The organism is Lutibacter holmesii (assembly GCF_042679665.1).
GTDB lineage: Bacteria > Bacteroidota > Bacteroidia > Flavobacteriales > Flavobacteriaceae > Lutibacter > Lutibacter holmesii.
Genome location: NZ_JBHTMV010000003.1, coordinates 293005 through 317367, shown reverse-complemented (window position 1 = coordinate 317367; position 24363 = coordinate 293005). Strand labels below are relative to the sequence as shown.

Annotated in this window: 24 protein-coding genes; 6 read left to right on the top strand and 18 right to left on the bottom strand. The window is 30.4% G+C overall.

What is annotated here, in order from left to right; genetic code table 11:
• The first annotated feature begins 28 nt into the window (after positions 1–28).
• From ACFQ5N_RS04195 to ACFQ5N_RS04180, 4 genes are all read left to right on the top strand, one after another.
• The gene (locus tag ACFQ5N_RS04195; protein ID WP_386807998.1) at positions 29–922 is read left to right on the top strand and encodes a S66 peptidase family protein; all 894 of its coding nucleotides are present in this window, start codon (positions 29–31) and stop codon (positions 920–922) included.
• Between the two features lie 55 nt (positions 923–977).
• Entirely contained in the window at positions 978–1337 is a 360-nt protein-coding gene (locus ACFQ5N_RS04190) for a YraN family protein (RefSeq protein WP_386807997.1), read from the top strand.
• Between the two features lie 96 nt (positions 1338–1433).
• Positions 1434–1841 (top strand): DUF134 domain-containing protein, encoded by a 408-nt coding sequence (locus tag ACFQ5N_RS04185; RefSeq protein WP_386807996.1) that lies wholly within the window; start codon positions 1434–1436, stop codon positions 1839–1841.
• Between the two features lie 19 nt (positions 1842–1860).
• Entirely contained in the window at positions 1861–2235 is a 375-nt protein-coding gene (locus ACFQ5N_RS04180) for a NifB/NifX family molybdenum-iron cluster-binding protein (RefSeq protein ID WP_386807994.1), read from the top strand.
• A 36-nt stretch (positions 2236–2271) separates the two neighbouring features.
• Here the strand turns inward: ACFQ5N_RS04180 and ACFQ5N_RS04175 are convergent, their stop codons facing one another.
• Both ACFQ5N_RS04175 and ACFQ5N_RS04170 read right to left on the bottom strand, forming a co-directional pair.
• The gene (locus ACFQ5N_RS04175) at positions 2272–3618 is read right to left on the bottom strand and encodes a redoxin family protein (protein WP_386807992.1); all 1347 of its coding nucleotides are present in this window, start codon (positions 3616–3618) and stop codon (positions 2272–2274) included.
• Between the two features lie 42 nt (positions 3619–3660).
• The gene (locus ACFQ5N_RS04170; protein ID WP_386807991.1) at positions 3661–4014 is read right to left on the bottom strand and encodes a hypothetical protein; all 354 of its coding nucleotides are present in this window, start codon (positions 4012–4014) and stop codon (positions 3661–3663) included.
• Positions 4015–4078: 64 nt separating this feature from the next.
• On the opposite strand from ACFQ5N_RS04170, the gene ACFQ5N_RS04165 reads away from it, so the two are divergent.
• Both ACFQ5N_RS04165 and ACFQ5N_RS04160 read left to right on the top strand, forming a co-directional pair.
• Positions 4079–4597 (top strand): CvpA family protein, encoded by a 519-nt coding sequence (locus ACFQ5N_RS04165; protein WP_386807990.1) that lies wholly within the window; start codon positions 4079–4081, stop codon positions 4595–4597.
• 74 nt (positions 4598–4671) lie between these two features.
• Positions 4672–5769 (top strand): TlpA family protein disulfide reductase, encoded by a 1098-nt coding sequence (locus tag ACFQ5N_RS04160; protein WP_386807988.1) that lies wholly within the window; start codon positions 4672–4674, stop codon positions 5767–5769.
• Positions 5770–5833: 64 nt separating this feature from the next.
• Here ACFQ5N_RS04160 and ACFQ5N_RS04155 read toward each other — a convergent pair whose 3' ends face one another.
• The 16 genes from ACFQ5N_RS04155 to ACFQ5N_RS04080 form a co-directional block, all read right to left on the bottom strand.
• On the bottom strand, positions 5834–6586 hold the full coding sequence (locus ACFQ5N_RS04155) for a tetratricopeptide repeat protein (RefSeq protein ID WP_386807987.1): 753 nt from the start codon (positions 6584–6586) through the stop codon (positions 5834–5836).
• Between the two features lies 1 nt (position 6587).
• A complete protein-coding gene (locus ACFQ5N_RS04150) occupies positions 6588–8354 on the bottom strand; it encodes a BatD family protein (protein WP_386807985.1) in 1767 nt (588 codons plus the stop codon).
• A 6-nt stretch (positions 8355–8360) separates the two neighbouring features.
• On the bottom strand, positions 8361–9173 hold the full coding sequence (locus tag ACFQ5N_RS04145; protein WP_386807984.1) for a tetratricopeptide repeat protein: 813 nt from the start codon (positions 9171–9173) through the stop codon (positions 8361–8363).
• Positions 9163–10212 (bottom strand): VWA domain-containing protein, encoded by a 1050-nt coding sequence (locus tag ACFQ5N_RS04140; protein WP_386807983.1) that lies wholly within the window; start codon positions 10210–10212, stop codon positions 9163–9165. Before ACFQ5N_RS04140 ends, ACFQ5N_RS04145 begins: the two co-directional genes overlap by 11 nt.
• 25 nt (positions 10213–10237) lie before the next feature.
• Entirely contained in the window at positions 10238–11245 is a 1008-nt protein-coding gene (locus ACFQ5N_RS04135) for a vWA domain-containing protein (protein ID WP_386807981.1), read from the bottom strand.
• The gene (locus tag ACFQ5N_RS04130; protein ID WP_386807980.1) at positions 11232–12158 is read right to left on the bottom strand and encodes a hypothetical protein; all 927 of its coding nucleotides are present in this window, start codon (positions 12156–12158) and stop codon (positions 11232–11234) included. Before ACFQ5N_RS04130 ends, ACFQ5N_RS04135 begins: the two co-directional genes overlap by 14 nt.
• Before the next feature lie 33 nt (positions 12159–12191).
• Entirely contained in the window at positions 12192–13064 is an 873-nt protein-coding gene (locus tag ACFQ5N_RS04125; RefSeq protein WP_386807978.1) for a DUF58 domain-containing protein, read from the bottom strand.
• Positions 13065–13144: 80 nt separating this feature from the next.
• Positions 13145–14149, bottom strand: coding sequence for an AAA family ATPase (locus ACFQ5N_RS04120; RefSeq protein ID WP_386807976.1), 1005 nt, complete (start codon positions 14147–14149; stop codon positions 13145–13147).
• Between the two features lie 115 nt (positions 14150–14264).
• On the bottom strand, positions 14265–15011 hold the full coding sequence (locus ACFQ5N_RS04115) for a UDP-2,3-diacylglucosamine diphosphatase (RefSeq protein WP_386807975.1): 747 nt from the start codon (positions 15009–15011) through the stop codon (positions 14265–14267).
• Between the two features lie 37 nt (positions 15012–15048).
• On the bottom strand, positions 15049–16683 hold the full coding sequence (locus tag ACFQ5N_RS04110; RefSeq protein WP_386807973.1) for a S41 family peptidase: 1635 nt from the start codon (positions 16681–16683) through the stop codon (positions 15049–15051).
• The gene (locus ACFQ5N_RS04105) at positions 16680–17105 is read right to left on the bottom strand and encodes a deoxycytidylate deaminase (RefSeq protein ID WP_386807971.1); all 426 of its coding nucleotides are present in this window, start codon (positions 17103–17105) and stop codon (positions 16680–16682) included. Before ACFQ5N_RS04105 ends, ACFQ5N_RS04110 begins: the two co-directional genes overlap by 4 nt.
• A gap of 56 nt (positions 17106–17161) precedes the next feature.
• Positions 17162–17746 carry a HupE/UreJ family protein gene (locus ACFQ5N_RS04100; RefSeq protein ID WP_386807969.1) on the bottom strand — a complete coding sequence of 195 codons (585 nt, stop codon included), beginning with the start codon at positions 17744–17746 and terminating at the stop codon, positions 17162–17164.
• A gap of 53 nt (positions 17747–17799) precedes the next feature.
• Positions 17800–19284 (bottom strand): aminotransferase class V-fold PLP-dependent enzyme, encoded by a 1485-nt coding sequence (locus tag ACFQ5N_RS04095; protein WP_386807968.1) that lies wholly within the window; start codon positions 19282–19284, stop codon positions 17800–17802.
• A gap of 8 nt (positions 19285–19292) precedes the next feature.
• Positions 19293–21251: a protein-disulfide reductase DsbD family protein gene (locus ACFQ5N_RS04090; protein ID WP_386807967.1), complete on the bottom strand. Its 1959-nt coding sequence runs from the start codon at positions 21249–21251 to the stop codon at positions 19293–19295.
• A gap of 325 nt (positions 21252–21576) precedes the next feature.
• Positions 21577–22254, bottom strand: a complete 678-nt coding sequence (locus tag ACFQ5N_RS04085; protein WP_386807965.1) for a response regulator — start codon at positions 22252–22254, stop codon at positions 21577–21579.
• A 9-nt stretch (positions 22255–22263) separates the two neighbouring features.
• Positions 22264–24243: a tetratricopeptide repeat-containing sensor histidine kinase gene (locus tag ACFQ5N_RS04080; protein WP_386807963.1), complete on the bottom strand. Its 1980-nt coding sequence runs from the start codon at positions 24241–24243 to the stop codon at positions 22264–22266.
• Between the last annotated feature and the right edge of the window lie 120 nt (positions 24244–24363).

The following is a 24363-nucleotide window of genomic DNA, read 5'->3' as shown; positions in this document are numbered from 1 at the left end:
TTTGCAATCTGATTTATTAAAAATTAAGATGATTCAACCTACAATTTTACAAAAAAAAGACACTGTTGCCATTGTTTCTACTGCTCGAAAAATTTCTTTAGCTGAAATTCAACCAGCTATTGATTTACTTAAAAAATGGGGTTTAAATGTTGAAATTGGCGCAACAATTGGCCTTGAAGACCATCAATTTGCGGGAACCGACGTACAACGCACTGCTGATTTTCAAAAAATGTTAAACAATCCAAAAATTAAAGCTATTTGGTGTGCTCGTGGCGGCTATGGAACGGTTAGAATTATTGACACTATAGATTTTACAGCATTTCAAAAACATCCGAAATGGCTTATTGGCTATTCTGATATTACGGTTTTACACAATCACATTCACAATTTAGGATTTCAAACCTTGCATGCAACAATGCCTTTAGATGTTGAAAAAAACTCAAAACACGCTTTAGCTTCATTAAAAAAATGTTTGTTTGGAAAACCTGTTTCATACAGTATAAAAACTTCCAAAGAAAATAAATTAGGAACCGTAACTGGTGAACTAGTAGGTGGAAATTTATCAATGTTGTATAGTTTACTTGGAAGTGATTCTAGTATACAAACCGCTGAAAAAATTCTGTTTATTGAAGATTTAGATGAATATTTATATCACATAGACAGAATGTTTATGAATTTGAAACGCAACGGTTATTTTAATAATTTAAAAGGATTAATTGTTGGCGGAATGACAAGTATGCACGACAATGCTATTCCGTTTGGAAAAAATGCCAAAGAAATTATTTTAGATACAGTTTCAGAGTTTGATTTTCCGGTTGTATTTGATTTTCCGGCAGGACATTTAAAAGATAATAGAGCCCTAGTTTTAGGAGAAAAAATTAAGCTGAAAGTTGGGGAAGAAGAAACTACATTGTCTTTCTAAATGCAGTGAACCTGAATGAAGAATCTCACGGTCAATATGACTAAAAAACAAAAAAATGGCTACACACAATGATTTAGGTGAACAAGGAGAACAACTAGCTGTAGAATTTCTACAAAAAAAAGGCTACCAAATTTTAGATAGAAACTGGCGTTATAAAAAAGCCGAGGTTGATATTATTGCACAAAAAGGAGCTGTTTTAGTTATTGTTGAAGTAAAAACTAGGTCTTCAAACTATTTTGGAAATCCACAAGATTTTATAAATCAAAAAAAGGTACAACTACTAGTTGAAGCTGCAAATGAGTATGTAATTTCTAAAGATTTAAATGTAGAAGTTCGTTTTGATATTGTTTCTATTCTTAAAAATAAACAAGCATTTAATATTGAACATTTAAAAGATGCCTTTTTGCATTTTTAATTTAAGTAACAAAACCTACAAAAATAAACTCTATTTAATTTTAATTATGAACGCTCGTTCATTATATTTGTGACTTGTTTACAAAACTCACAATAATTGGCAAGACCAGAAAAAAATAGAAAAGTCTCTCAACCTCCTATTATGAAAGGGTTTAAACCCTATGGAATACCACGTTGTAAACTAGAAACGGTTCAACTTACCTTAGAAGAATACGAAAGTATTAGGTTAGTAAATTATGAAATGTTGCCACAAAAAGATGCAGCAGTACATATGAATGTATCTAGACCAACACTAACTCGTATTTACAATAAGGCTTTAAAAAATATTTCAAAAGCATTTATTGAAGGAAAAGCAATTGAAATTGAAGGTGGAAATTACGAGTTTGATAAAGCATGGTCACGATGTAAAAATTGTCACAATTTAGTTGAAGGAGAACACCACAAAGCCAAATGTAAAAACAAAAAAAATTGTAAATCTAAAGGACTTAAAAAATTAAATATTTAAAAAATTAATCAATATAATTATGAAAAAAATAGCTATACCAGTAGGTGAAAATAACCAAATTGATGATCATTTTGGACATTGCAAATATTATAATATTTATACATTATCAAACGATAATAAAACTATAGATATAAAAACATTACCATCAGAAGAAGGTTGTGGGTGCAAATCTAATATTGCCAGTGTTTTGTCTGAAGAAGGTGTACAAGTAATGCTTGCTGGCGGAATTGGTGCAGGCGCTATAAATGTATTAAACAGATGGAATATTGATGTAATACGTGGTTGCTCTGGCGATGTAGACAACTTAATAGATGCTTATGTAAAAGGATTAATTGTAGATAGTGGAGAAACTTGTGCCGCACACGGCGAAGACCACGAATGCAGTCATTCATAAAACAAAAAAACGGGCTTTAAAGCCCGTTTTTTTAATTTAATTTCCAAAATAAGTTTTTACATCCTTTACATACTCAGGTTTAGCTATTATTTTTTTATTAGCATCTAAAATAAAATATGTTGGTGTACTTACAATTTCATATGTTTTGGCAATAGAATTTTCCCATTTACCCAATCCTAATACGTTGGTCCAATTTAAAAACTTCTCTTTATAAACATCATATCCTAATCTATCATTTTCTAAGGCAACATCAACCACGTGAATATTTGGTTTGTCTTTTAAAAACTCATACAGTTCAGGTACTTCAACAACACAATGTGAACAACTTGTACTCCAAAAAACCAACACATACGTCTCGGCTTTATTCAGCGCATACAAACTTTTTGATGCTCCATTTTCATCCCATGAAAAATCAGGAGCATTTTTTCCAACAGCCAATCTTACATTATTTAAAATAGTTTCAATATCGACTTCATTTTGTAGTGTTGCTGGTAATTTATTATAATAATTCACCATTAAATATTCCATGGCTCTTAAATTTTCTCTTTGAGAAAATGTAAACAACAAAGTAGTTGTTACTTCAGCTCGTAAACTTGCATTATCTTCAAGTCTGTACATTACGTTATCTATGGCACTTTTATGTAAAGCAAACTGAACATCAGGATCTTCAGAAACATTAAAATAAAACACATAGTTTAAAACATATTCGGTAATTTCTGTTGAATTTTGAAGATACACATCTGTAAAATCTATATAATCAAAGTAATGCGTTTTTTCACTGTTTAAATATTCTTGAGCACTTTCAAACAACGTTTCATTGTAATATTTTTTTCCCGCTTTTATAAAATGGTACGCAAGCTTGTCTTTAGATTTTTCTTCAAACTCTTGTTGTGTAGCAGTGTAGCTTAATAAAGTACTTTTATACAAAACTCTTGAGTCTACTTTTTCTTCAACAGTTTTAAGCTTAAAATAACGGTATTGAATAGCGTCTAATTGTTGCTTTAAAACAGCTGTTTGGTTTAAAAAAGAATAGTATAACTTATTGTCTTCTGAAGTTGAAAACTCAATGGTTTCCGCAGGCATATTTGGATCAAATTTTACATCTAAATTTTCTTTGTTGTAAATAAAATTTACATTTCCTGAAGCCTCCATTTTAAAACGCAATCTATACATTCCTTTGGGTGCATTCTCAGGAATATTAATTGAAAACGTACCATTTTCAATAGTTACATTGTCAATATAAATTTGTTTTGACCCTTTTAATTGGTACAAAGCAACCCAAGAAACAGTTTCATCAATTGGAGCCATTGTTCCCTTAACAATGTGTTGCCCTTGCGCTACTGTTGCAATAAAAAATAAGGTTATTAGTAGTTTTTTTAACATTTTTTAAAATTTTTAAAATACATAACAATACTATAAAAGTACTTAAATTAATTCTTGTTGTTTAAAATAAAGTACAATTGCTTCCTTCATTAAAACTGTTTGTTCTCCAGGTTTTAAAATTGGAAGTTCCTCTAAACTTTTATAATGTGGCCATCCGTCGTCATCAAAAAAGTCAAATTCATAATATCCAAAAGGTTCAAGTAAACGGCAAATAGCAATATGCATTAAGTTTACTTTGTCATCTTTCTTAAATTCAACAGCGCCTTTTCCAAGTTCTTGTACACCTATTAAATAAATAATTGCATCTAAATTTAATTGCTCACCTTCACCAAATTTAGCAGCAATAATTTCCACTACCTGGTTCCAATTTTCTTTTAATTGTTGATCTCTTGACATTTGATAATTTTAGTTAGGCTGCAAATATACAAATCGATTCATGTATATTTACAAAAAGAATTATATGAATACGTTTGACATAATTATAGCAGCACTTTTAATTTTTGGATTTGTAAGAGGATTACTAAAAGGATTATTTGTTGAAGTTGCTTCTTTAATTGCATTAGTTGCCGGAATTTATGGTGCCATTCACTTTTCTTTCTTTGTAGCTGATTTTATAGTAAACTACGTTTCTTGGGAAGAAAAATATATTGCCATAGCATCTTTTGCCATTACATTTGCAATTATTGTTTTAGCTATTGCATTGGCAGGTAAAGCACTTACAAAAATTGCCGATCTTGCGGCTTTAGGACTATTAAATAAAATTTTAGGTGGTGTTTTTGGAGCACTTAAAATTGGTCTTATTTTAAGTATTGTTTTGCTCATATTTACAAAAGTAAACAAAACAATTCCTTTTATTTCAAACGAACAAAAAGAAGATTCAGTTTTATATGAACCTGTTAAAAATTTAGCGCCTACACTTTTTCCCAACTTTTTAAAAGTAGTGGAAGAAGAAGCTGAGGAGTTAGACGTTTCTATTTAATTTTTGTTAGTAAAACACTTTTTATACGTCCAAAAAGGCATAAATATTTTATACCTATGTTTCAAAAATACCTTTTGCGTTCAATTTTTATTTGTAGCGCACTTTTAATAATTAGTTGTTCTACCAAAGAAAAACCAACTACATCAATTTCAGGAACTATTAATGGTTTAGCGCAAAGCTTTATACTACTTTCAAAAGTAGACAATGTTCAAGAGAAAAAAACAACCGTAATTGATACGCTTCAAGTTCAAGAAAACGGTACTTTTCAATCTAAAAACTTACAAGCTCCTGCTATTTATACGCTTACCTTTAACAACAAAAAAACAATGCAATTAGCTATTGATAAAAACCAAGCAGTTGTAATTGAAGGTTCGCATTTAGATAGTTTAAACGTTACAGGATCAAAAGATTCAGAATTGCTACTAGCGTATGAAACCTTTAGAAAAGAATCATTAAATAGGTTGGTATATGCTGTTCGAAAAGAAATTTCAACACTTAAAAAAGAACAAGCTTCAGAACAAAAAATTACCGAATTAAGAGCGCTTGAAATTGAGAACTACAATAAACATTTAGCTGAACTTACGGTTTTTATTGAAGAAAAAATGGGTACATCTATTGCTATTTACCCAACTTCAATTCGTTGGAATGGAGAAAATTTAGCGAGTTATAAAAATATTGTAGCCAACTTTAAAGCTGCACACCCAAATATTGAGATTACTTCAAAACTAGAAAAACGGGTTGAATTATTACAAAAAACTGCGGTTGGAAGCTATGTTTCATCCATTGAAATGCCTTTAAAAGAAGGAACTATTATAACTCTAAATTCTGTTAAAAAAACATATACATTGGTTGACTTTTGGGCAAGTTGGTGCCCGCCGTGCAGAACCGAAAGCGCTATGTTAAATACATTATACAACACATACCATTCAAAAGGATTTGAAATTTATGGAATTTCATTAGATTCAAAAAAACAACGTTGGCTAGATGCTTTAGAAAAAGACAACAGAGTTTGGCCAAACGTATCAACTGTTGAAGGCTTTAAATCTGCTGTTGCTATTGAATACGGAATTACAGCTTTACCAACCAATTTTATAATTAATGAAGAAGGAAAAATAATAGCGTCAAATATACACGGCGAACACTTAAAAGCATTTATTGAAGATTTATTTTAATAAAAAAAGTCCAAACAAGTTATAAAACTTGTTTGGACTTTTTATTATTTAGTACTTAAGTAGCTTAAATTTCTTTTAACTCTTCATCATTCATCCAACCAACTTTACCATCGGCAATTTTAATTTTTTTCCAGTTATCCAATTCATCTAAAATAATAACTTTGGTACCTTCGTGTAATTCAAATACCTCATCACTTGAAGAAGTTGGTGCATTTTTAACCTCAACTTTTGGAGCAAAAATTATAGCTATTCTATTTTTTTTAACTGTTTTATAATTGTTAAACGCAAAAAATACACTTATTAACATAACAACTACAGCAATTATAGTAGTATTAAAGTAAAGTAATTTTTTTCTTGTAGCATCAGAAAAATGATACATTAAAAACAAAAACGACGCTAAAAACGATGCAATAACAGCTATTAAAGCCCAAGTATCAAAAGATAGTTTTTGAATTATATTTGCTGAAAAACGTTGAAATACTGTTTTTGGTAATTCATCAATCACATCAATGGTCATTCTTTTTGCAAAAGCTAAATTAAACCTAGCATCTTCATTTGCCGGATTTAATTTAAGTGCCTTTTCATAATAATAAATAGCAGGAGCCACTTTGTTTAATTTATAGTAGGTATTTCCTAAATTAAAATACAAATCACTAGACACTAAACCTTCTTCTTCAATAGCTAAATAAACACCTAATGCGCGCTCATAATTAGCTTCTTTATAAAATGTGTTTGCTTCAGCAAACAATTGATCTTGTGTTTGCGAAAACACCGCCAAATTAAAAAATAACACGAGTATGGTAACTAGCTTTTTCATTTTATAAATACTTGTCTATTTTAGTAATTACATTTTTTGCTTTCTCTAATTCCTGCTCCATCATAACATTGGTAGTAGGTGTATAACGTGCAAAATCACAATCATTTAACACTGCCATAAACTCATTGATTGTATCTAATTCAACGTTTTTATTTTGTAATATTTCAGAAATTTTTTCTTTTGAAATATCAGAGGTTTCAACGTGCAGTTTTGCTTTTAAGAAATTGTGTAATGCTTTTTCTAAAGCTACATAAAATGCTTCTTGATTTCCTAATTGTTTTTTTGCCTGCGATAAATATTTACGTGCTAACTTATCAGCTTTTCTAATTTTGTTTCCAAATACATCTCCAGCTCTTTTAGCTCTTCTTCTACCTATAAATATTCCAATTGGAATGGCTAAAAACGGCAACAATAGTAACAACCAAAATTGTTTTGAATGTAAAAATTCCTTTTTTTGTATTGGTTCAAAAGTGCTTTTTAAAGCTATAAACCTAAAATTATTATCGTTTGCAACCACGTGTTGTTTGGTAATGGTACTGCTGTCTGCAGTTGAGGTTGGAATTTCTTTACCTTCTAACACATCAACAATAATAGGTTCAATATTTATGGTTTTATATTTTTTTTCTTTTGGGTTGAAATAAGAAAAATTAACAGCAGGAATTTTATATTTCCCTTTGTATTGCGGAACAACTGTGTACGTATCTGTAATACTTCCACGTAAACCGTTTAATGATGTAACAACTTGTTCTTTATGCTCAGGTGTGTACACTTCTAATTCTGCTGGTGTAGTTATCTTTGGAATTTCAAATAGTTTTAAATTTCCACGTCCTGAAACCTTTACTTCAATTTGGGCAGCATCATTTGCTTTTAATTCATTTTTATTAGTTGCTACAGTAAAATCAAATTCACCAACAGCACCTGTAAAATCAAGCGGTTTTCCTTCAATTGGTAAAGCTTTTACATTCACATTTTTTACAACAGATTGTGTAGAATAGCTAATATTTTTTGTAATCATATTTCCAAAGAAATCTCCTGTACCCGTTGGAATACCAACTGAAAAGTCCATTTTCATAGGCTCAATTACCAGTTTGCCATCTCTTTGAGGAATTAATACCGCTTTCTTTAAAACAATATACCTGTAACTCTCATCATTATAGGTTCCTTTTTTAACGCTAATTTCCTTTACATCAATATCTTGATTCCAAAAACCATTGTACTGTGGTGATTCACTAACTCTCCAATCGTTTACGCTAATATTTTCACTTACATACAATTTGTAAACAACGTAAATACCTTCACCAACATAAGGTTTCATATTTGAAACTTCAGCAACTAAATGAATGTTTTGTTGCGCAATATAAAGTGGATTATTTGGGTCTTTAGGAACCTCGACTTCTTTAGTAACTGTAATTTTTACAGGGTTTGATTTAATAATTTCATCTTTATATTCAATTTGCGCTGCTCCAATAGTAAACTCACCCACTTTTGTAGGTTCAACAATATAAATATATGATTGTGAGTAGCTTGTTTTTCCGTTAATCCACGATTGATTTACAGAAGAACTTGGTCCACCAACTACTTTAAAATTGGTGAATGAAGGTGGTTCAAAATTATCTGCACCTTGTTTATTTACGGTAAACTGAATTTTAAAGCGTTGGTTTACACCTAACTTATTTTTACTCACTGAAGTTGTAAACTCAATTTGAGCAAAAACTGCTTGCGTTGCAAACACTAAAATACCAAGTATGAAAAACTTTTTAAATTCCATTTTTTACTACCAGTCTTTTTCTTGTTTAATTTTTTTGCCTTTCGCTTTTTGTTCGTTTAATTTTTTCTGAGTTTTATTCTCTTCGTTATTCATAGCATCTAATAACTGTTTCATTTGCTCAGGCGATAATTGATTTGGTCTAGGCTGCTGCTGTTTTTGATCTTCTTTTTTATCGTCTTGATTTTTTTTCTGATCACTTTTATCATCTTCCTTGTCCTTTCCTTTATCTTTTTGATCTTTATTTTTATCGTCTTTCTTTTCGTCGTCTCCGCCTTCTTTATCTTTTTGATCTTTATTTTTATCGTCCTTGTTATCTTTATTATCCTTATTGTCTTTGTTGTCTTTATTATCCTTATTATCTTGTTTTTGCTGCTCTAACAATTCTTGCGCCATAGCTAAATTATAACGCGTTTCTTCATCTTTTGAATTATTTCTTAAAGCATTTTTAAAGGCTGCAACGGCTTTATCATATTGCTTTTCTTTCATAAATGAATTTCCCATATTATGATAAGCTTCAGCTTTGCTATTTTTATCTGGAGCCGTTTTTTCTAAAATTTCAAATTGCGCAACGGCTTCTTTATTTCTGTTTTGTTGATAAATGGCATTCCCCAAATTATAAGATGCTTTAGGGTAATTTGGGTTTTTAGTTAACGCCTTTTTATACGCTATTTCTGCATCTCCAAACTTTAACTGATTGTACAGTTTATTACCTTCACGCACATCTTCTCTGGCTTCACGCTCCAATTGCTCTTGATTTTTCTGTTGAGAAAAACCTACAAATGAAAACAACAAAAACACTATAAATAAACTATTTCTCATTCTTCTCAGTTTGATTAAATAAATTTAATTTTTGAATCCAATTTGTCTTCTTTTCAAGTAACAAAACATCAATTACTAAAAACAAAATAGCAAATCCAATAAACCATTGAAATTGATCTTTATAATCTGAAAATTGTTTGGTTTCAAATTCACTTTTTTCGGCTTTTAACAATAAATCTTCAACAATATCAATTGTTTCTTGTGTTTTGTTTCCGTTTATATATTTTCCGTTTCCTTCATCAGCTATGGTTTGCAACATTGAAGGATTCATTTTAGTTATAACAACTTCACCTTTACTGTCTTTTTTATAAGAAATAACTGTTCCGTTTTCTTTAATTGGAATTGGCCCTCCTTTTTCAGTTCCTACACCAATGGTATAAATTTTAATTCCTTGTTCAACTGCTGATTTTGCCAAACTTGTAGCGCTTTCTTCGTGATCTTCACCGTCTGAAACAATAAACAAAAAACGATTGGTTTGTTCATCATTATCAAAATATGTCATTCCACGTCCAATAGCATCATTTATGGCTGTTCCTTGGCTTGAAACCATATCTGGATCTGCATTTTGCAAAAACATTTTGGCTGCAGCGTGATCGGTTGTTATTGGTAATAACGGATACGAATTTCCGGCATAAATAATTATTCCAATTCTATCGCTTCCTAATTTTTCAATAATTCGGGTAATTATTTGCTTTGATTTGTCTAGCCTACTTGGCGCAATATCTTCAGCCAACATACTTTTTGAAACGTCTAATGCAAACACAATATCAACTCCCTGACGTTTTACAGTTTCTAACTTTGTACCCATTTTTGGGTTTGTTAATGAAACAATTAGAAAAGCCAAACCTACGCAAACAACAATAATTTTTAAAAATGATTTAAAGTTTGATTGTTTTGGACTTAACTTTTGAATTAAACCGCTATCTGCAAATTTTTTCTGTGTTCTTTTTTTCCACCAAAACACCAACAAAAACAGTACAAATACTACTGGAATAATTGTTAAGTAAATAAAATATGTTGGTTCTTCTATTTGATACATTTCTTTTTGTTAAATCGTTTACTTTCTATATAAAACTTTTAAATATGGTGTTTCTTAATACCACTTCTAGCAAAATAAATAAACCTGCCAAAATAACAAGAAATCTATATCTTTCTTGATAGTTATAATATTTAAACTCTTCTATTTCGGTTTTTTCTAATTTGTTAATTTCTTCGTAAATAGCCTTTAACTTGCTATTATCTGTAGCTCTAAAATATTTACCTTCGGTTTCTTTTGCTATATATTTCAACAAATCTTCATCAATTTCAACAGGCGAACTTCTAAACAATAATTTCCCTGTTTGAGGATCTTTTGCATATGGAAAAGAAGCTGTTCCGTTGGTTCCTAAACCAATTGTATACACTTTTATATCTAATCCAACCGCCAACTCAGTAGCTGTTTTTGGATCAACAAATCCTGTGTTATTTACACCATCGGTTAATAAAATAATAACCTTGCTTTTGGCTTTACTCTCCTTTAATCTGTTCACTGCTGAACCTAAACCCATTCCTATAGCGGTACCACCATCAAGGTCTCCCCATTTTATTTCAGAAATGGTATTTCTTACAATTCTTTTATCGCTTGTTATTGGTGTTTGGGTAAAACTTTCACCTGCGTATACTACAATTCCTATTCGGTCATTTGGACGTTGATTTACAAACTCATTGGCTACTTTTTTCAATGCTTCCAATCTGTTTGGTTTTAAATCGCGTGCCAACATACTTGCAGAAACATCAATAGCCATAACAATATCAATTCCTTTATTTGTTTTTGTACGCGAGCTTACCGATACATTTCTTGGACGTGCTAACGCCAAAATTAATAAGGTTAATGCCAACAATCGAAATACATATAAAAGCGGCTTTAATTTTGCTAAAATTGAAGGTTTTGCTTGAAAACCTTTTGTACTTGCCATGGTTAATGCAGCGCTATTAGTGTTGCGTGTTAAAAAATACCAAATTGCTAACAACGGAATTAACACTAGCAGCCACAAAAAACCTGGATTTAAAAATTCAAAATTACTTCCCATCATTTTCTTCTTCTTTTACAGGTTCTTCTTTAATGGGTTTTAAGCTTTGTAAAATACGTTCAGAGATATTTCTATGTCCTCTAATTTCTTCAACAATTGGCTTTGATTTTGCAAACTTCACCAAATCGGCACTTTGCAATACTTCTTTTAATTCTTTAATAGTTTCTTTTGAAATTCCTAGGTTACTTGATTCGTTAAAATCAAGAATAGTATCAATCAACTCATCTGTTGTAGATTCTAACGCAGGAATATTTATATCTTTTTCAATATATGTTCTAACAATATTGGTTAACTCAGAATAATAAACCTTTACTTTGTTTTGTTTCAATAGTTCTTTTTCGTCTAATTCTTTTAAACGTTGTAAAGCTTCTTGAATTGGCTCAATGTAAACAACAGGAGCTTCTTTTTTCACTTTCTTTCTAAAAATGAAATACAAAATAACAGCAACAATTATAAATATTGGAATTAGCCACCAAAATAAATGTTTATAATCATCAAATGTTTTAGGTTCTCTTTGAATGGATTTTATAGGAAACATTTGTTGCTTTGTAGTATCAACCTTTACAGTTGCTACATTTAACAAAATAGAGTCTGTTAAATATTTTTTACTATTTACTAGTACATTTTGCTGCGGAATTACATACTGACCACTATCAAAACTAGTTAATAAATATTTTTTTTCTAATCTATTTTTAAGTGTGTCGGTTGTTAAAACTTCAACAACTTCAACCTTTCCTAAACTGTCTAATTGTAATTTTGGAAAAACCACATTACCTGTTTTGTTTACCAAAATTTTGTATTGAATTTGCTCTCCAATTCTAATAGTAGTTGTATCAACTTTTATAGAAACAGGATTCTCTTGTGACCAACTAACAAACCCAATAAAAAATACTATATAAACTAAAAATCTCTTCATTTTTATGTTCTTCGCGTCTTTCAAATTCATCTTCTATCTTGCGCCTTTATGTTTAAAATAACCTAATAATTTTTTCACATAACTTTCATCAATTCTAGAACTTATTGTTCCGGCACCACTGTGACTAAATGATTTTTCATAATAATCAACAGACTTTAAATAGTGTGCTGCGTAACCGTTTCTTACACTTTTTGAAGCAGTATTTACCAACATTGTTTCGCCGGTTTCTGCATCTAACATTGGCACCATACCTAAATTTGGTATTGTAGCATCATGCTTGTCAAATACTCTAATTCCGGTAACGTCATGTTTTCTACCTACAATTTTTAAAGTATGCTCATAATTTGTATCCATAAAATCAGACAACACAAAAACAATGGCTTTCTTTTTTATAACCTGTGATAAAAATTTTAAAGCGTTGTTTACGCTTGTTTTTTTACTTTTAGGTTTAAACTCGATTAATTCTCTAATAATTCTAAGCACATGACTTTTTCCTTTTTTTGGAGGAATAAACAATTCTATAGCGTCAGAAAACAACATTAAACCAACTTTATCATTGTTTTGAGTTGCTGAAAAAGCCAATGTAGCAGCAATTTCAGTAATGGTATCTCTTTTAAATTGTTGTGTTGTACCAAAAAGTTCAGATCCACTAATATCAACCATTAACATCATGGTTAGTTCTCGTTCTTCTTCAAAAACTTTTACATATGGCTCATTATAACGTGCAGTTACATTCCAATCAATTGCCCTTACATCATCTCCGTATTGATATTGTCGCACTTCAGAAAAAGTCATACCACGTCCTTTAAATGAACTGTGGTATTCTCCTGAAAATATATGATCAGACAAACGACGTGTCTTGATCTCTATTTTACGAACTTTTTTTAGTATTTCTTTGGTATCCATATATTTTAGTTTGAAAGTGAAAAAGTTAAAAGTTGAAACGTATTAAAACATGGTTCAACCCATAAACTATTAAACTCTCTCTATGGTACTTCTACTTGATTTACAATTTGATTGATAATGTCTACTGAAGTTATATTTTCAGCTTCTGCTTCATATGTAATTCCAATACGGTGACGTAAAACATCTTGCACTACAGCACGAACATCTTCAGGAATTACATATCCTCTTCGTTTTATAAATGCGTAACATTTTGCTGCCATTGCTAAATTTATACTTCCACGAGGTGAAGATCCAAAGCTTATTAAAGCTTTTAAATCTGGTAAGTTGTATTTTTCAGGATAACGTGTTGCAAAAATAATATCTAAAATATATTTTTCAATTTTCTCATCCATATAAACCTCTTTGGCTGCAACTCTGGCTCTATTAATTTGATCTATAGATACTACAGAATTTACATTTCCAAAACTTCCTGCTAAATTAGCACGCATAATTAACTGCTCTTCGTCTAATTTTGGATAATCAATAACTGTTTTTAACATAAATCTATCTACCTGTGCTTCTGGTAAAGGATACGTTCCTTCTTGCTCTACAGGGTTTTGAGTTGCCATTACTAAAAATGGTTCATCTAGCTTAAACGTTGTATCTCCAATAGTAATTTGACGCTCTTGCATTGCTTCTAACAACGCTGATTGAACTTTTGCAGGTGCACGGTTTATCTCATCCGCAAGTACAAAGTTGGCAAAAATAGGTCCTTTTTTAATGGTAAAATCATTGTCTTTTACACTATAAATCATTGTACCAACAACATCGGCTGGTAATAAATCTGGAGTAAATTGAATTCTACTAAAATCTCCAGCAACAGCTTTTGACAAAGTGTTAATTGCCAAAGTTTTTGCTAACCCAGGAACACCTTCTAACAAAATATGTCCGTTACCCAACAAACCAATAAGTAATCGTTCAATCATGTGCTTTTGTCCAACAATAACCTTGTTCATTTCCATGATTAACAAATCAACAAATGCACTCTCTTTTTCTATTTTCTCATTGATAGCTTTAATATCTACCGAAGCATTATTTTCAATCATTTTTATATTTTTTAGCCGCGTGAATTTAACGCACTTTATTTAAGCATGCAAATAGCAGAAATATTTTTTAAAATGTTGTTAAAAATTGGTTAAAATATGAGGTAAACAGTGATGTTTAGTAAGTTTTTAACATTAGATCTTCACCATCAAAAACGGCATAAGTAAAATAGATTACCCAGTCTCCTGTATTTAAATATTTTGAGGTTTCAGAAACCTTAATTTCCATTGGTAAATGCCTATGTCCAAACACAAAATAATCGTACTGTTTTTCAGTTAATTTCTTTTTGCAGTATAACACCAACCATTCATTATCTTCACCCAAAAATTTCACATCTTCATCACCTGAAATAAGTTTATTTTTAACTGATAAATGTTGTGCTAACCCAACACCAATATCTGGATGCAACCAACGATACAACCACTTAGACAAAGGGTTTGTAAACACTTTTTTCATGCGTTTATAACCTTTATCTCCTGGGCCTAAACCATCACCATGACCAATTAAAAATGTTTTGTCATGAAGTGTAAATTCTTGTGGTTTAAAGTAAACAGGAATGTTTAATTCGGTTTCAAAATAATCACGCATCCATAGATCGTGATTTCCAACAAAAAAGTGAATTTCCACTCCGCTATCCTTTAGTTCGGCTAATTTTCCTAATACACGAACAAAACCCTTAGGAACAACTTTTTTATATTCAAACCAAAAATCGAATAGATCACCTAATAGAAATAGAATTTCTGCATCTGATTTAATTTCATCTAACCATTTTACAAATTTTTGTTCTCTAACTTTACTTTTTTCAATAGTTGGAGCACCAAAATGCTGATCGGATGCAAAGTATATTTTTTTTTGAATTGCCAATTTGAAATGGTTCTTAATTAAGCTTCTTTTAGCAAAATTACTCTTTATTTTTTTCGTTTTCTAATTCTAACACTTTTAAAATAACATTATCGTGTGTTTGGGTTACCATAAAATAACCGGTATCATCAAATAAATTACGTGCTATAAAAGCATTGAAATAACGTTTTAAGTCTTCTCTTTCTTTTGGAGACATCACCACATCAAGATCTAGTTGATTTGTGTATTTATTAAAAACTTGGTTATCTGTATCAAAGTTCTTTACAAAATCTTCTAATTCCCAAGCTTCCATTTCCTCTCTATGACTATCAATATACTCAAACGTAAAATCGTTTAAACCTCGGTATAATATATTTCTATACGTATTCAACGTGTCAATTGGCACAAAAACATCAGGAATAATACCGCCACCACCGTAAACAATTTTCCCTTTTGGAGTGGTGTATTTTAAAGAGTCGTTTACCTTTATACTATCTCTTGAAATTAGTTCTCCATTGTGAATTCTCTCGGCATAATCATTTCCATACGCTTGTGCAGATTCATTGCTATACGGTTTTTGAATAGATCTTCCTGTAGGCGTGTAATAACGAGAAATTGTTAAACGAACCGCAGAACCATCACCTAAATCCATTTCTTGCTGTACCAATCCTTTTCCAAAAGAACGACGACCAACTATGGTTCCTTTGTCATTATCTTGAAGTGCTCCTGCAACAATTTCACTTGCTGAAGCTGAATTTTGATCAATTAAAACATATACATTTCCATCTTCAAAATCACCTACTTCAGAAGCGTAAGATTTATCTACTTTACCACGTTTATTTTTAGTGAATACAATTAATTTCCCATCTTCTAAAAACTCATCAACAATGCTATTTGCAATATCCATAAAACCACCTGGATTTCCTCTTAAATCAAGTACTAAAGAAGTCATACCATTTTCTATTAACTCATCTAAATAAGTTTTAAATTCATTGTAGGTTGTACGGGCAAATCTTTCTACTTTAATATAACCTAAACTTGGTGTAATCATATAATGCGCCGTTACACTTTTTAATGCAACTTCACCTCTGGTAATTGGAAACTCTATCACTTCATCACTTGAGCGTCTGTAAACCGAAACATTTACTTTAGTGTCTGGTTCTCCTTTTAATGATTTTAATATGGCAGCACTTATTTTTCTATCTCCAATAATACTTCCTTCTTCAATTTCAAGAACACCTGCTTTTTTTAGCATACTTTCTCCAAAAAGAGTATCAGTATCAGCATAAATAATTCTATCTCCAGCTTTAATTCCGGCTCTTTCACTAGGTCCGTCTTTAATTACTGTACTAACTGCAATTGAATCTTTATACATTAAAAATGAAACACCAATTCCAACAAATTTACCTTGCATATTTTCAGTAACTTGCTGTAAGTCTTCTTTAGGAATATAAACTGAATGCGGATCTAGTTTTCCCAACATTTCAGTAATAGCACCATCTAACAACTCATCGGTATCAACTTCATCAACATAATCGTAATTAATATAGTTGATTAGTTTTTTAATTTTAGCCTCCTTGCTATTCACACTAAACAATGCCGATTTATTATTGAAGTTTAAATTACTTCCAATAAAAACGCCCAATGCAATGGCTAAACCAATTAAAAAAGGAATGTAAATATTTCTCTTTGTCATTTTATATTTTTCAAATAAGTTAACTCAACACCTGCTTTCTTTAAAAAATCAATCCCAGTAGTATCTTTATACTCATTGGCATAAACAACACGTTTAATACCCGACTGGTGAATTAATTTACTGCACTCTCTACAAGGTGATAATGTTATATATAACGTTGAGTTTTTACAAGATTGTGTTGATGCCGCTACTTTTAAAATAGCATTGGCTTCTGCGTGTAAAACATACCACTTTGTTTCACCTTCATCTTCACAACAATTTTCAAAACCTGTAGGTGTTCCATTAAACCCATCTGAAATAATCATTCGGTCTTTTACAATTAAGGCTCCTACTTTTTTTCGATCACAATGCGATAATTTTGCCCATTCCATAGCCATTCGCATATACGCATTGTCGTATTTTAATTGTTTTTTCTCTTTCATATTGTTTAAAATGATTACGAAAATAGTAAGAATCTTAAAATCACATAGTTAAATTTTTACCAAATCCAATTATTAATCAACATTGGTATTACCACACCAATTACAATTGATGAAATAACTAGTATCCAATCACGCTTTGAAAAACGAAATATTGTTTGAAAAATAAATCCAAGTAATAATATTACTATTACAATAACAACTTGTGCTAATTCAACTCCTAAGGCAAATTCTAATAATGGTAAAAATTTATTACTTTCTGAACCTATCAACATTTTAAAATAACCAGAAAAACCTAAGCCGTGAATTAACCCAAAAAATAACGCGAAAAATAAATTAGTGTTTGTTTTTGTGTCTTTTGAAGCTGTTTTGGCATAAAAAATATTCACCAAAGCGGTAATAAAAATAGTTAACGGAATTAAAAACTCTATCCAAGCTTTACTTACTGAAACTACGTTGTATGCTGCTAATAATAATGATACGGTATGACCTATTGTAAATAGGGTAATTAACCAAAATATTTTTTTCCAATTCTTAAAATCGTACACTACTGCAAGTGCTATTAAAAATAATACATGGTCATAAGCTTTCCAGTCTAACACATGAAAAAAGCCTTCTTTTACGAAAAAGATTAAATTATCCATTTGGGGTTTAATTAAGTTCGTTCAAATATAGAAAAAATGCCTCCTTAAAAGAACTACTTAAACCAATTATTTACAATTTCTGGTTCAATAGCCTTCGCTGATTTATGAACAAATTCGTTTTTATCAGATTTATATTCATATGCTTTGGCCCATTCCAAATGATTTTCAGCAACTTCTTTTATACTTTCGCATACATACAAAACTTCTTGATTTGTAATGGTAGGATGAATAGACATACGAACCCATCCTGGGCGCTCTGTTAAACACCCTTCAACAATTTGTTTTTCTATATCTTTTGATGCTTTTTGATCTACGTGTAATAAAAAATGTCCATAAGTTCCAGCACAAGAACAACCTCCTCTAGTTTGTACACCAAAACGATCGTTTAGCAGTTTAACAATTAAATTATAATGTGCATTTTCAACATAAAAAGAAAATACTCCTAAACGATTTGTATGCTGATCTGCTAATATTGTTACGTTTGGAATTTTGCTGAGTTTTTCAAAAATTAATTCATTAATTTCATGCTCTCTATCTAATATGTTTTGAATACCCATTTTTTCTTTTAGCTGAATAGCTAAAGCAATTTTAATGGTTTGCATAAAGCCTGGTGTACCACCATCTTCACGCGTTTCAATATCATCAATATAATCGTGATCTCCCCACGGATTTGTATAACTTACTGTACCACCACCTGGATTATCTGGCACAATGTTTTTATATAATTTTTTATTGAAAATTAACACACCTGAAGTTCCTGGGCCACCTAAAAATTTATGCGGAGAAAAGAAAATAGCATCTAAATAAGCATCTTCATCTTGCGGATGCATATTAATTTCAACATAAGGTGCAGAACAAGCAAAATCAACAAAACAAAGTCCGCCATTTTGATGTGTTATTTTAGCAATTCTATGGTAGTCAGTTCTAATTCCAGTTACGTTTGAACATGCTGTGACTGATGCAATTTTAATGGGTCTGTCTTTATGTTCTTCCAAAAGTTTTTTATAACTATTAAAACAAATTAAACCAGATTCTTGACAAGGAATTATAACCACATCTGCAATAGTTTCTAACCAAGATGTTTGATTAGAATGATGTTCCATATGCGTAATAAAAACAATTGGTTTTAATTCTGTAGGAATTTGTGTATGCTCTTTTAAATTCTCAGAAACCTTTAAACCCAAAATTCGTTGTAATTTATTTATCACACCTGTCATACCGGTTCCTTCGGTAATTAAAACATCATTTGAACTTGCATTAACATGCTCTTTTATAATGCTTCTGGCTTTGTGGTACGCCATAGTCATTGCTGAACCTGTTATTGAAGTTTCAGTGTGTGTATTTGCAACAAAAGGACCAAATTCATTCAATAATTTCTCTTCAATTGGACGATACAATCGTCCGCTAGCTGTCCAATCAGTATAAATAATTTCTTTTGTCCCGTACGGTGATTCAAACGTATAATCAACACCAACAATATTTTTTCTAAACTGTTGAAAATAAATTTCTAAATCTGACATATTTTTTGAATTACTCATGTATTCAATTACTTTTTAAAGTTTGAAATTCCGTCTTTTAACCAATCGTGGTATTCATCAACATCTGGTGTGTATGCCGTAGGATCATTCAAATTTTCTTCATTTAAATCCATTAACACATAAAAAGGTTGTGCATTTGCCCCAAACTTTATGGTTTGAAATTCGCTCCATTTTTGACCGATGTATTTTAATTTTTTACCTGGACGTAATTTTGATTCAATTACTTCATCTTTTGGTAAAAGTCTTTTATCATCAACATACAAAGAAATTAAAACTACATCATTTCTTAAAATTGGTAAAATTTTATCTTTTGCCCATACATTTTGCTCCATTTTTCTACAATTTACACAAGCGTGCCCTGTAAAATCAAGCATAATAGGTTTGTTTACTTTTTTAGCATACGCAACACCTAAATCATAATCGTTAAATGCTAAAATGTTATGAGGTGGCATTAAATGTGCTCCTTCAGGAATTTCAGAGTGTGCAGCTCCAACCTCTAAACCATCGCTTAACTTTGTAAAACCTACGCCGTATGGCGATTCGCTATAATGTTGTGCTGGTGGAAATGCACTTATTAAGTTTAAAGGCGCTCCCCAAAGACCAGGTAACATATACAATACAAATGTTAATGAAAGTAAACCTAAACTTAACCTTCCTACTGAAATATGTGTAATAGGAGAATCGTGTGGTAATTGTATTTTTCCGAATAGATATAACGCTAATGTTCCAAAAATAGCTATCCAAATTGCTAAGAAAACCTCACGTTCTAACCAATGTAATTGCAATACTAAATCTGCATTTGATAAAAATTTAAACGCTAATGCCAATTCTAAAAACCCTAATACAACTTTAACTGTATTTAACCAACCTCCAGATTTTGGTAACGAATTTAACCAACCTGGGAATGCTGCAAATAATGCAAAAGGAATTGCTAAGGCTAATGAAAATCCTAGCATACCAACAATTGGTCCAACTTGATTTCCTCCTGCAGCTGCTTCAACTAATAATGTTCCAACAATAGGACCGGTACAAGAAAATGAAACAATAGCTAAAGCCAATGCCATAAAGAAAATTCCAATCATACCACCTCTATCAGCCTGAGCATCAATTTTAGTTCCCCAAGAACTTGGCAAGGTAATTTCAAAAGCTCCCAAGAAAGAAACTGCAAAAACAAGAAGTAATAAAAAGAATATAACGTTAAACCACACATTTGTTGATAAGGCATTTAATGCATCGGCACCAAAAATAGCGCTTACAAAAGAACCTAATAACACATATATAATTACAATTGATAAACCGTAAATAATTGCGTTTTTAACACCTTTTGCTTTGCTTTTGCTTTGTTTTGTGAAAAAGCTCACCGTCATAGGAATCATTGGAAAAACACAAGGCGTTAACAAAGCTGCAAACCCAGAGAAGAAGGCAATAATAAATATACCAAGTAAACTTTTATTGGATGATTTTTCTTGATTCTTTACCGTTGCAACAGCTGCTGTTTTTGAAGTACTTACGGTAGCTTCAGAAATATTAAACTCTAAATCTACAAAAGTTGGAGGCAAACAATTTGCATCATCACAAACCATAAATTCAACTTCACCAATAATAGTATTTAAGGCTGAATTTGTGAGTTTAATACGCTGTTTAAAGGTAGCAGCGTTTTCAAAATATTTAATTTTCATTCCAAAAACTGGATCGTCTACAGTATGTCCTTCTTCTTCAGAAGTATCACCAATCAATTCAAAACCATCAGAAGTTGTAAATGCAAAAGATGTTGGTATTGGACCATCTTCAGGAACATTTTGAGAATATAAATGCCAATTATGATCAATATTTGCAGTAATTACTAAATCAAATTCAGTGTCTGAAATTTTTTCAGTTGAAGTAGCCCATTTTACAGGGTCATGAATTTGCGCATAACTTGTTGTGCCAATTACAATACAAAATAGTAGGAGGAATAAATTTTTCATAAAACTTATGTGTCTTTTTAAAGTTGTCAAAATTAATGAATATTAATTAGTAAGACGCAAAATAATAGAAGCCCCTTAATTGTATAGTGTTAAATTTTTCCTAATTTGATACAACTTTTTAACTACCTTAAATCAAAAATTAAAATTGAATACCTAAAATATGGTTTTACCTTACAAAATTTAGGTGCTTTCCATAAACATTAGGTTTCCCAATAAAATTTTATCTCCAAGACTTTTTTTGAAAAAAGTTTCATTATATATTTGAGTATCTATAAAAAGATAATCAACCCCAAAAACTTTTTTTATAGTAAAAAAGGATTCATAATTATATGAATCCTTTTTCTTTTGCTTTTAATATTAACTCTCTATCATCATTTTCTTTTACTTCAAAAAGAACTTTTAAATGTTTCTTTCTTTTTTCAAGACCAGTCATTGACATTGGAATTATTTTAGGAAGATCTTTCATTTTTGTACCAATAGACATTTCGTACAATAATTGACGATCAATTTTATCTAATTTATAATCTATAGATGATTGTTTTCTAAACAGTTCTAAAACAGATTTACTGTAATAAGGAGTATCAGCTAAAATGGTTTTTATTGAGGTAACTAATTCATTTTTATTTACATCATTTTTAATTAAAAACCCATCAGGATTTACATTTTTTAAGATAACTTGAATTCTATAATTATCATTAAATGTAGTTGCAATTATAATTTTACAATTAGGAATTATTTGCCTAATTTTTATACCAATGTCTTCTCCTGATAAAATTTTTCCATCAGTTGAAGGTGGTAAAGAAATATCTAAAAATACAATATCAATTCCATTTGCTTTAGATGCTTTTGTAATTGTTTCAATAGCATCATCACTATTATTTACAATAGTAATGTCAAATTTAAGTTCATCATTTTCTGAACTTATATAATCAAAGGCACTTTTATACGCATCAGCAATTATTGGATGATCATCAACAATTAATACACTATAAATTTTACTCATGTTACTTTATTATTGCATTGGAGACTCTACAGAAATTGTGGTTCCTTTATTTAGTTTAGATTTTATTTCGAAAATTCCGTTAATATTTTGTGTTCTTGAAACCATATTTTTTAAGCCTATTCCTTTTCGTTTTCCTTCAACATCAAAACCTATTCCATTGTCTTTAATCACTAACTTTAAATTGTTATTTTTTAACTTAAACATTATTTTTACGTGATTGGCTTCAGAATATTTAATAATATTTTGCAATGCTTCTTGAGTAATTCTATAATAATTAATTTTTACATCATCACTTATTTCATCACAATTGATAGTACTATCATAGATATATTCATATTCGAACACCCCTAATTTACTCTTTTGTTTTATTAAATCCTCAATAATTTTGAAGAAATCTTCCTTTGAAGATAAAATTTCGTTCTTAAGTTCGTGAGAAATAGTTCGTATTTCTTTTTCAATATTCTGAAGCTCATCGATATACACTTGATGTTTTTCTATAGTTTCAGTGTCTCCTTTAATATTTAAAAATCCGAGTCCCAATCTGGTTCCAAAAATTTTCCCTAAAACACCATCATGTAAATCTGCAGAAATTCTATGTCGTTCTTTCATACGACCTTCTTCTAACTTAGATTGTTGTTTTAGCATTAATGAGAATATTTCTTCATTGGCTTTTTGTTGCTCTCTTTCAAATAACAGCTCTTTGGTTTTGGCTCTTTGTGCTCTTAAAAAATAGGCAAAGGAAAGAATTGACAGCAAAAAAACTGCACCTATTAATATTAAAATTCTTTCTTGTGTTAATTTTTCAGTAGCCTCAATATATTCATCTGTTTCAAACCGGATTCGCGTAAATTTATTTCTTGTTTTACGCTCTTCAATTTGTAAACTATCATTTAAATGCACATACTCAGCTAAATAAATATGAGACTTTGGTTTGTTTACTTTTGAAAGCAATAATAAGGTTTCTAATTTATCTCGGTTATTATCTACTTGCTCCGCTAAATTATAAGCTTCAATCCCAAATTGTACGGCTTTTACAGTATCATACTTAGCTGCGTAAAACTCAGATAAATGACGGTTACTAATTACAACTCCAGAAATATTTTTAAGACTATCTCTTATTTTTAAAGCATATTTAAATTCTTTTTCAACATCTGTAGTGTCTGCATTTAAAAAATTGGTATACGCAATATTATCTCTTAAACGCGCATAAAAATTGAGATCGTTCTTCTTTAAATCGCTGTTTTCTATAGCACTTTCAAAACTTTCAATAGCAGATTCGTAATTGCGCTGTTTTTGGTATACCAAGCCAATATTACTTAAACTCCATTCTTTAAAATTTCTCTTATCTACTTCTTTTACTTTTTCTAAATATTCAATGGCTTTGTTATGGTAATAGATAGATCGGTCAAATTCTTCCAAATTATTGTAAACAATCCCTAAGTAATTATAACATCTGTATAAATTTCTGGGCCTATCTAACTTTTTATAAATGGCTATAGCTTCAATCAATGAAATTTCACTACCGGTATAATCCTTTATTCGACCCTGAATAAAACCCAAATTGTACAGCATATTAGCTGTATACAATTCATGTTTTATACTCTTAAAACTTTCGTAAGCTTTATGATAGTGATAATATGCACTGTCAATCACCTCTTTTTTTTGATAATAAGAGCCGTAATTCCAATGAGCATCACCAATTTTAAAGGTATCTTGCAGTTTAGTTGCTAAGCTTAGGTTGTCTAAATTTACTTTTTTAAATAATGGGTCGTTATTTAATAGCTCTGCTTCAAATGCAATTTTTGAAAAGTAATAGCTTTTTAATGTATCTGATTTTTTTGATTCTGCAGCTTCAAAAGCTTTTTCTAAAGCTTTTTTGCGCTCTTCTATAGTTAACTTTCTGCTTTTTGATTGGGCTAACCAAACATCCGTATTATCAATTTTTGAATCAACCAAATCATTTTCTTTAACATCTTCACTACATCCCATAAATATTAGGATTAACAGAAAATTATAAAAAATATAAGATAGAGGTGTTTTCAAAATTAGCTAGTTTAAAAACAAAGCTACTAAAAAAAGCCTTACACAAATGTGTAAGGCTTTTAACTT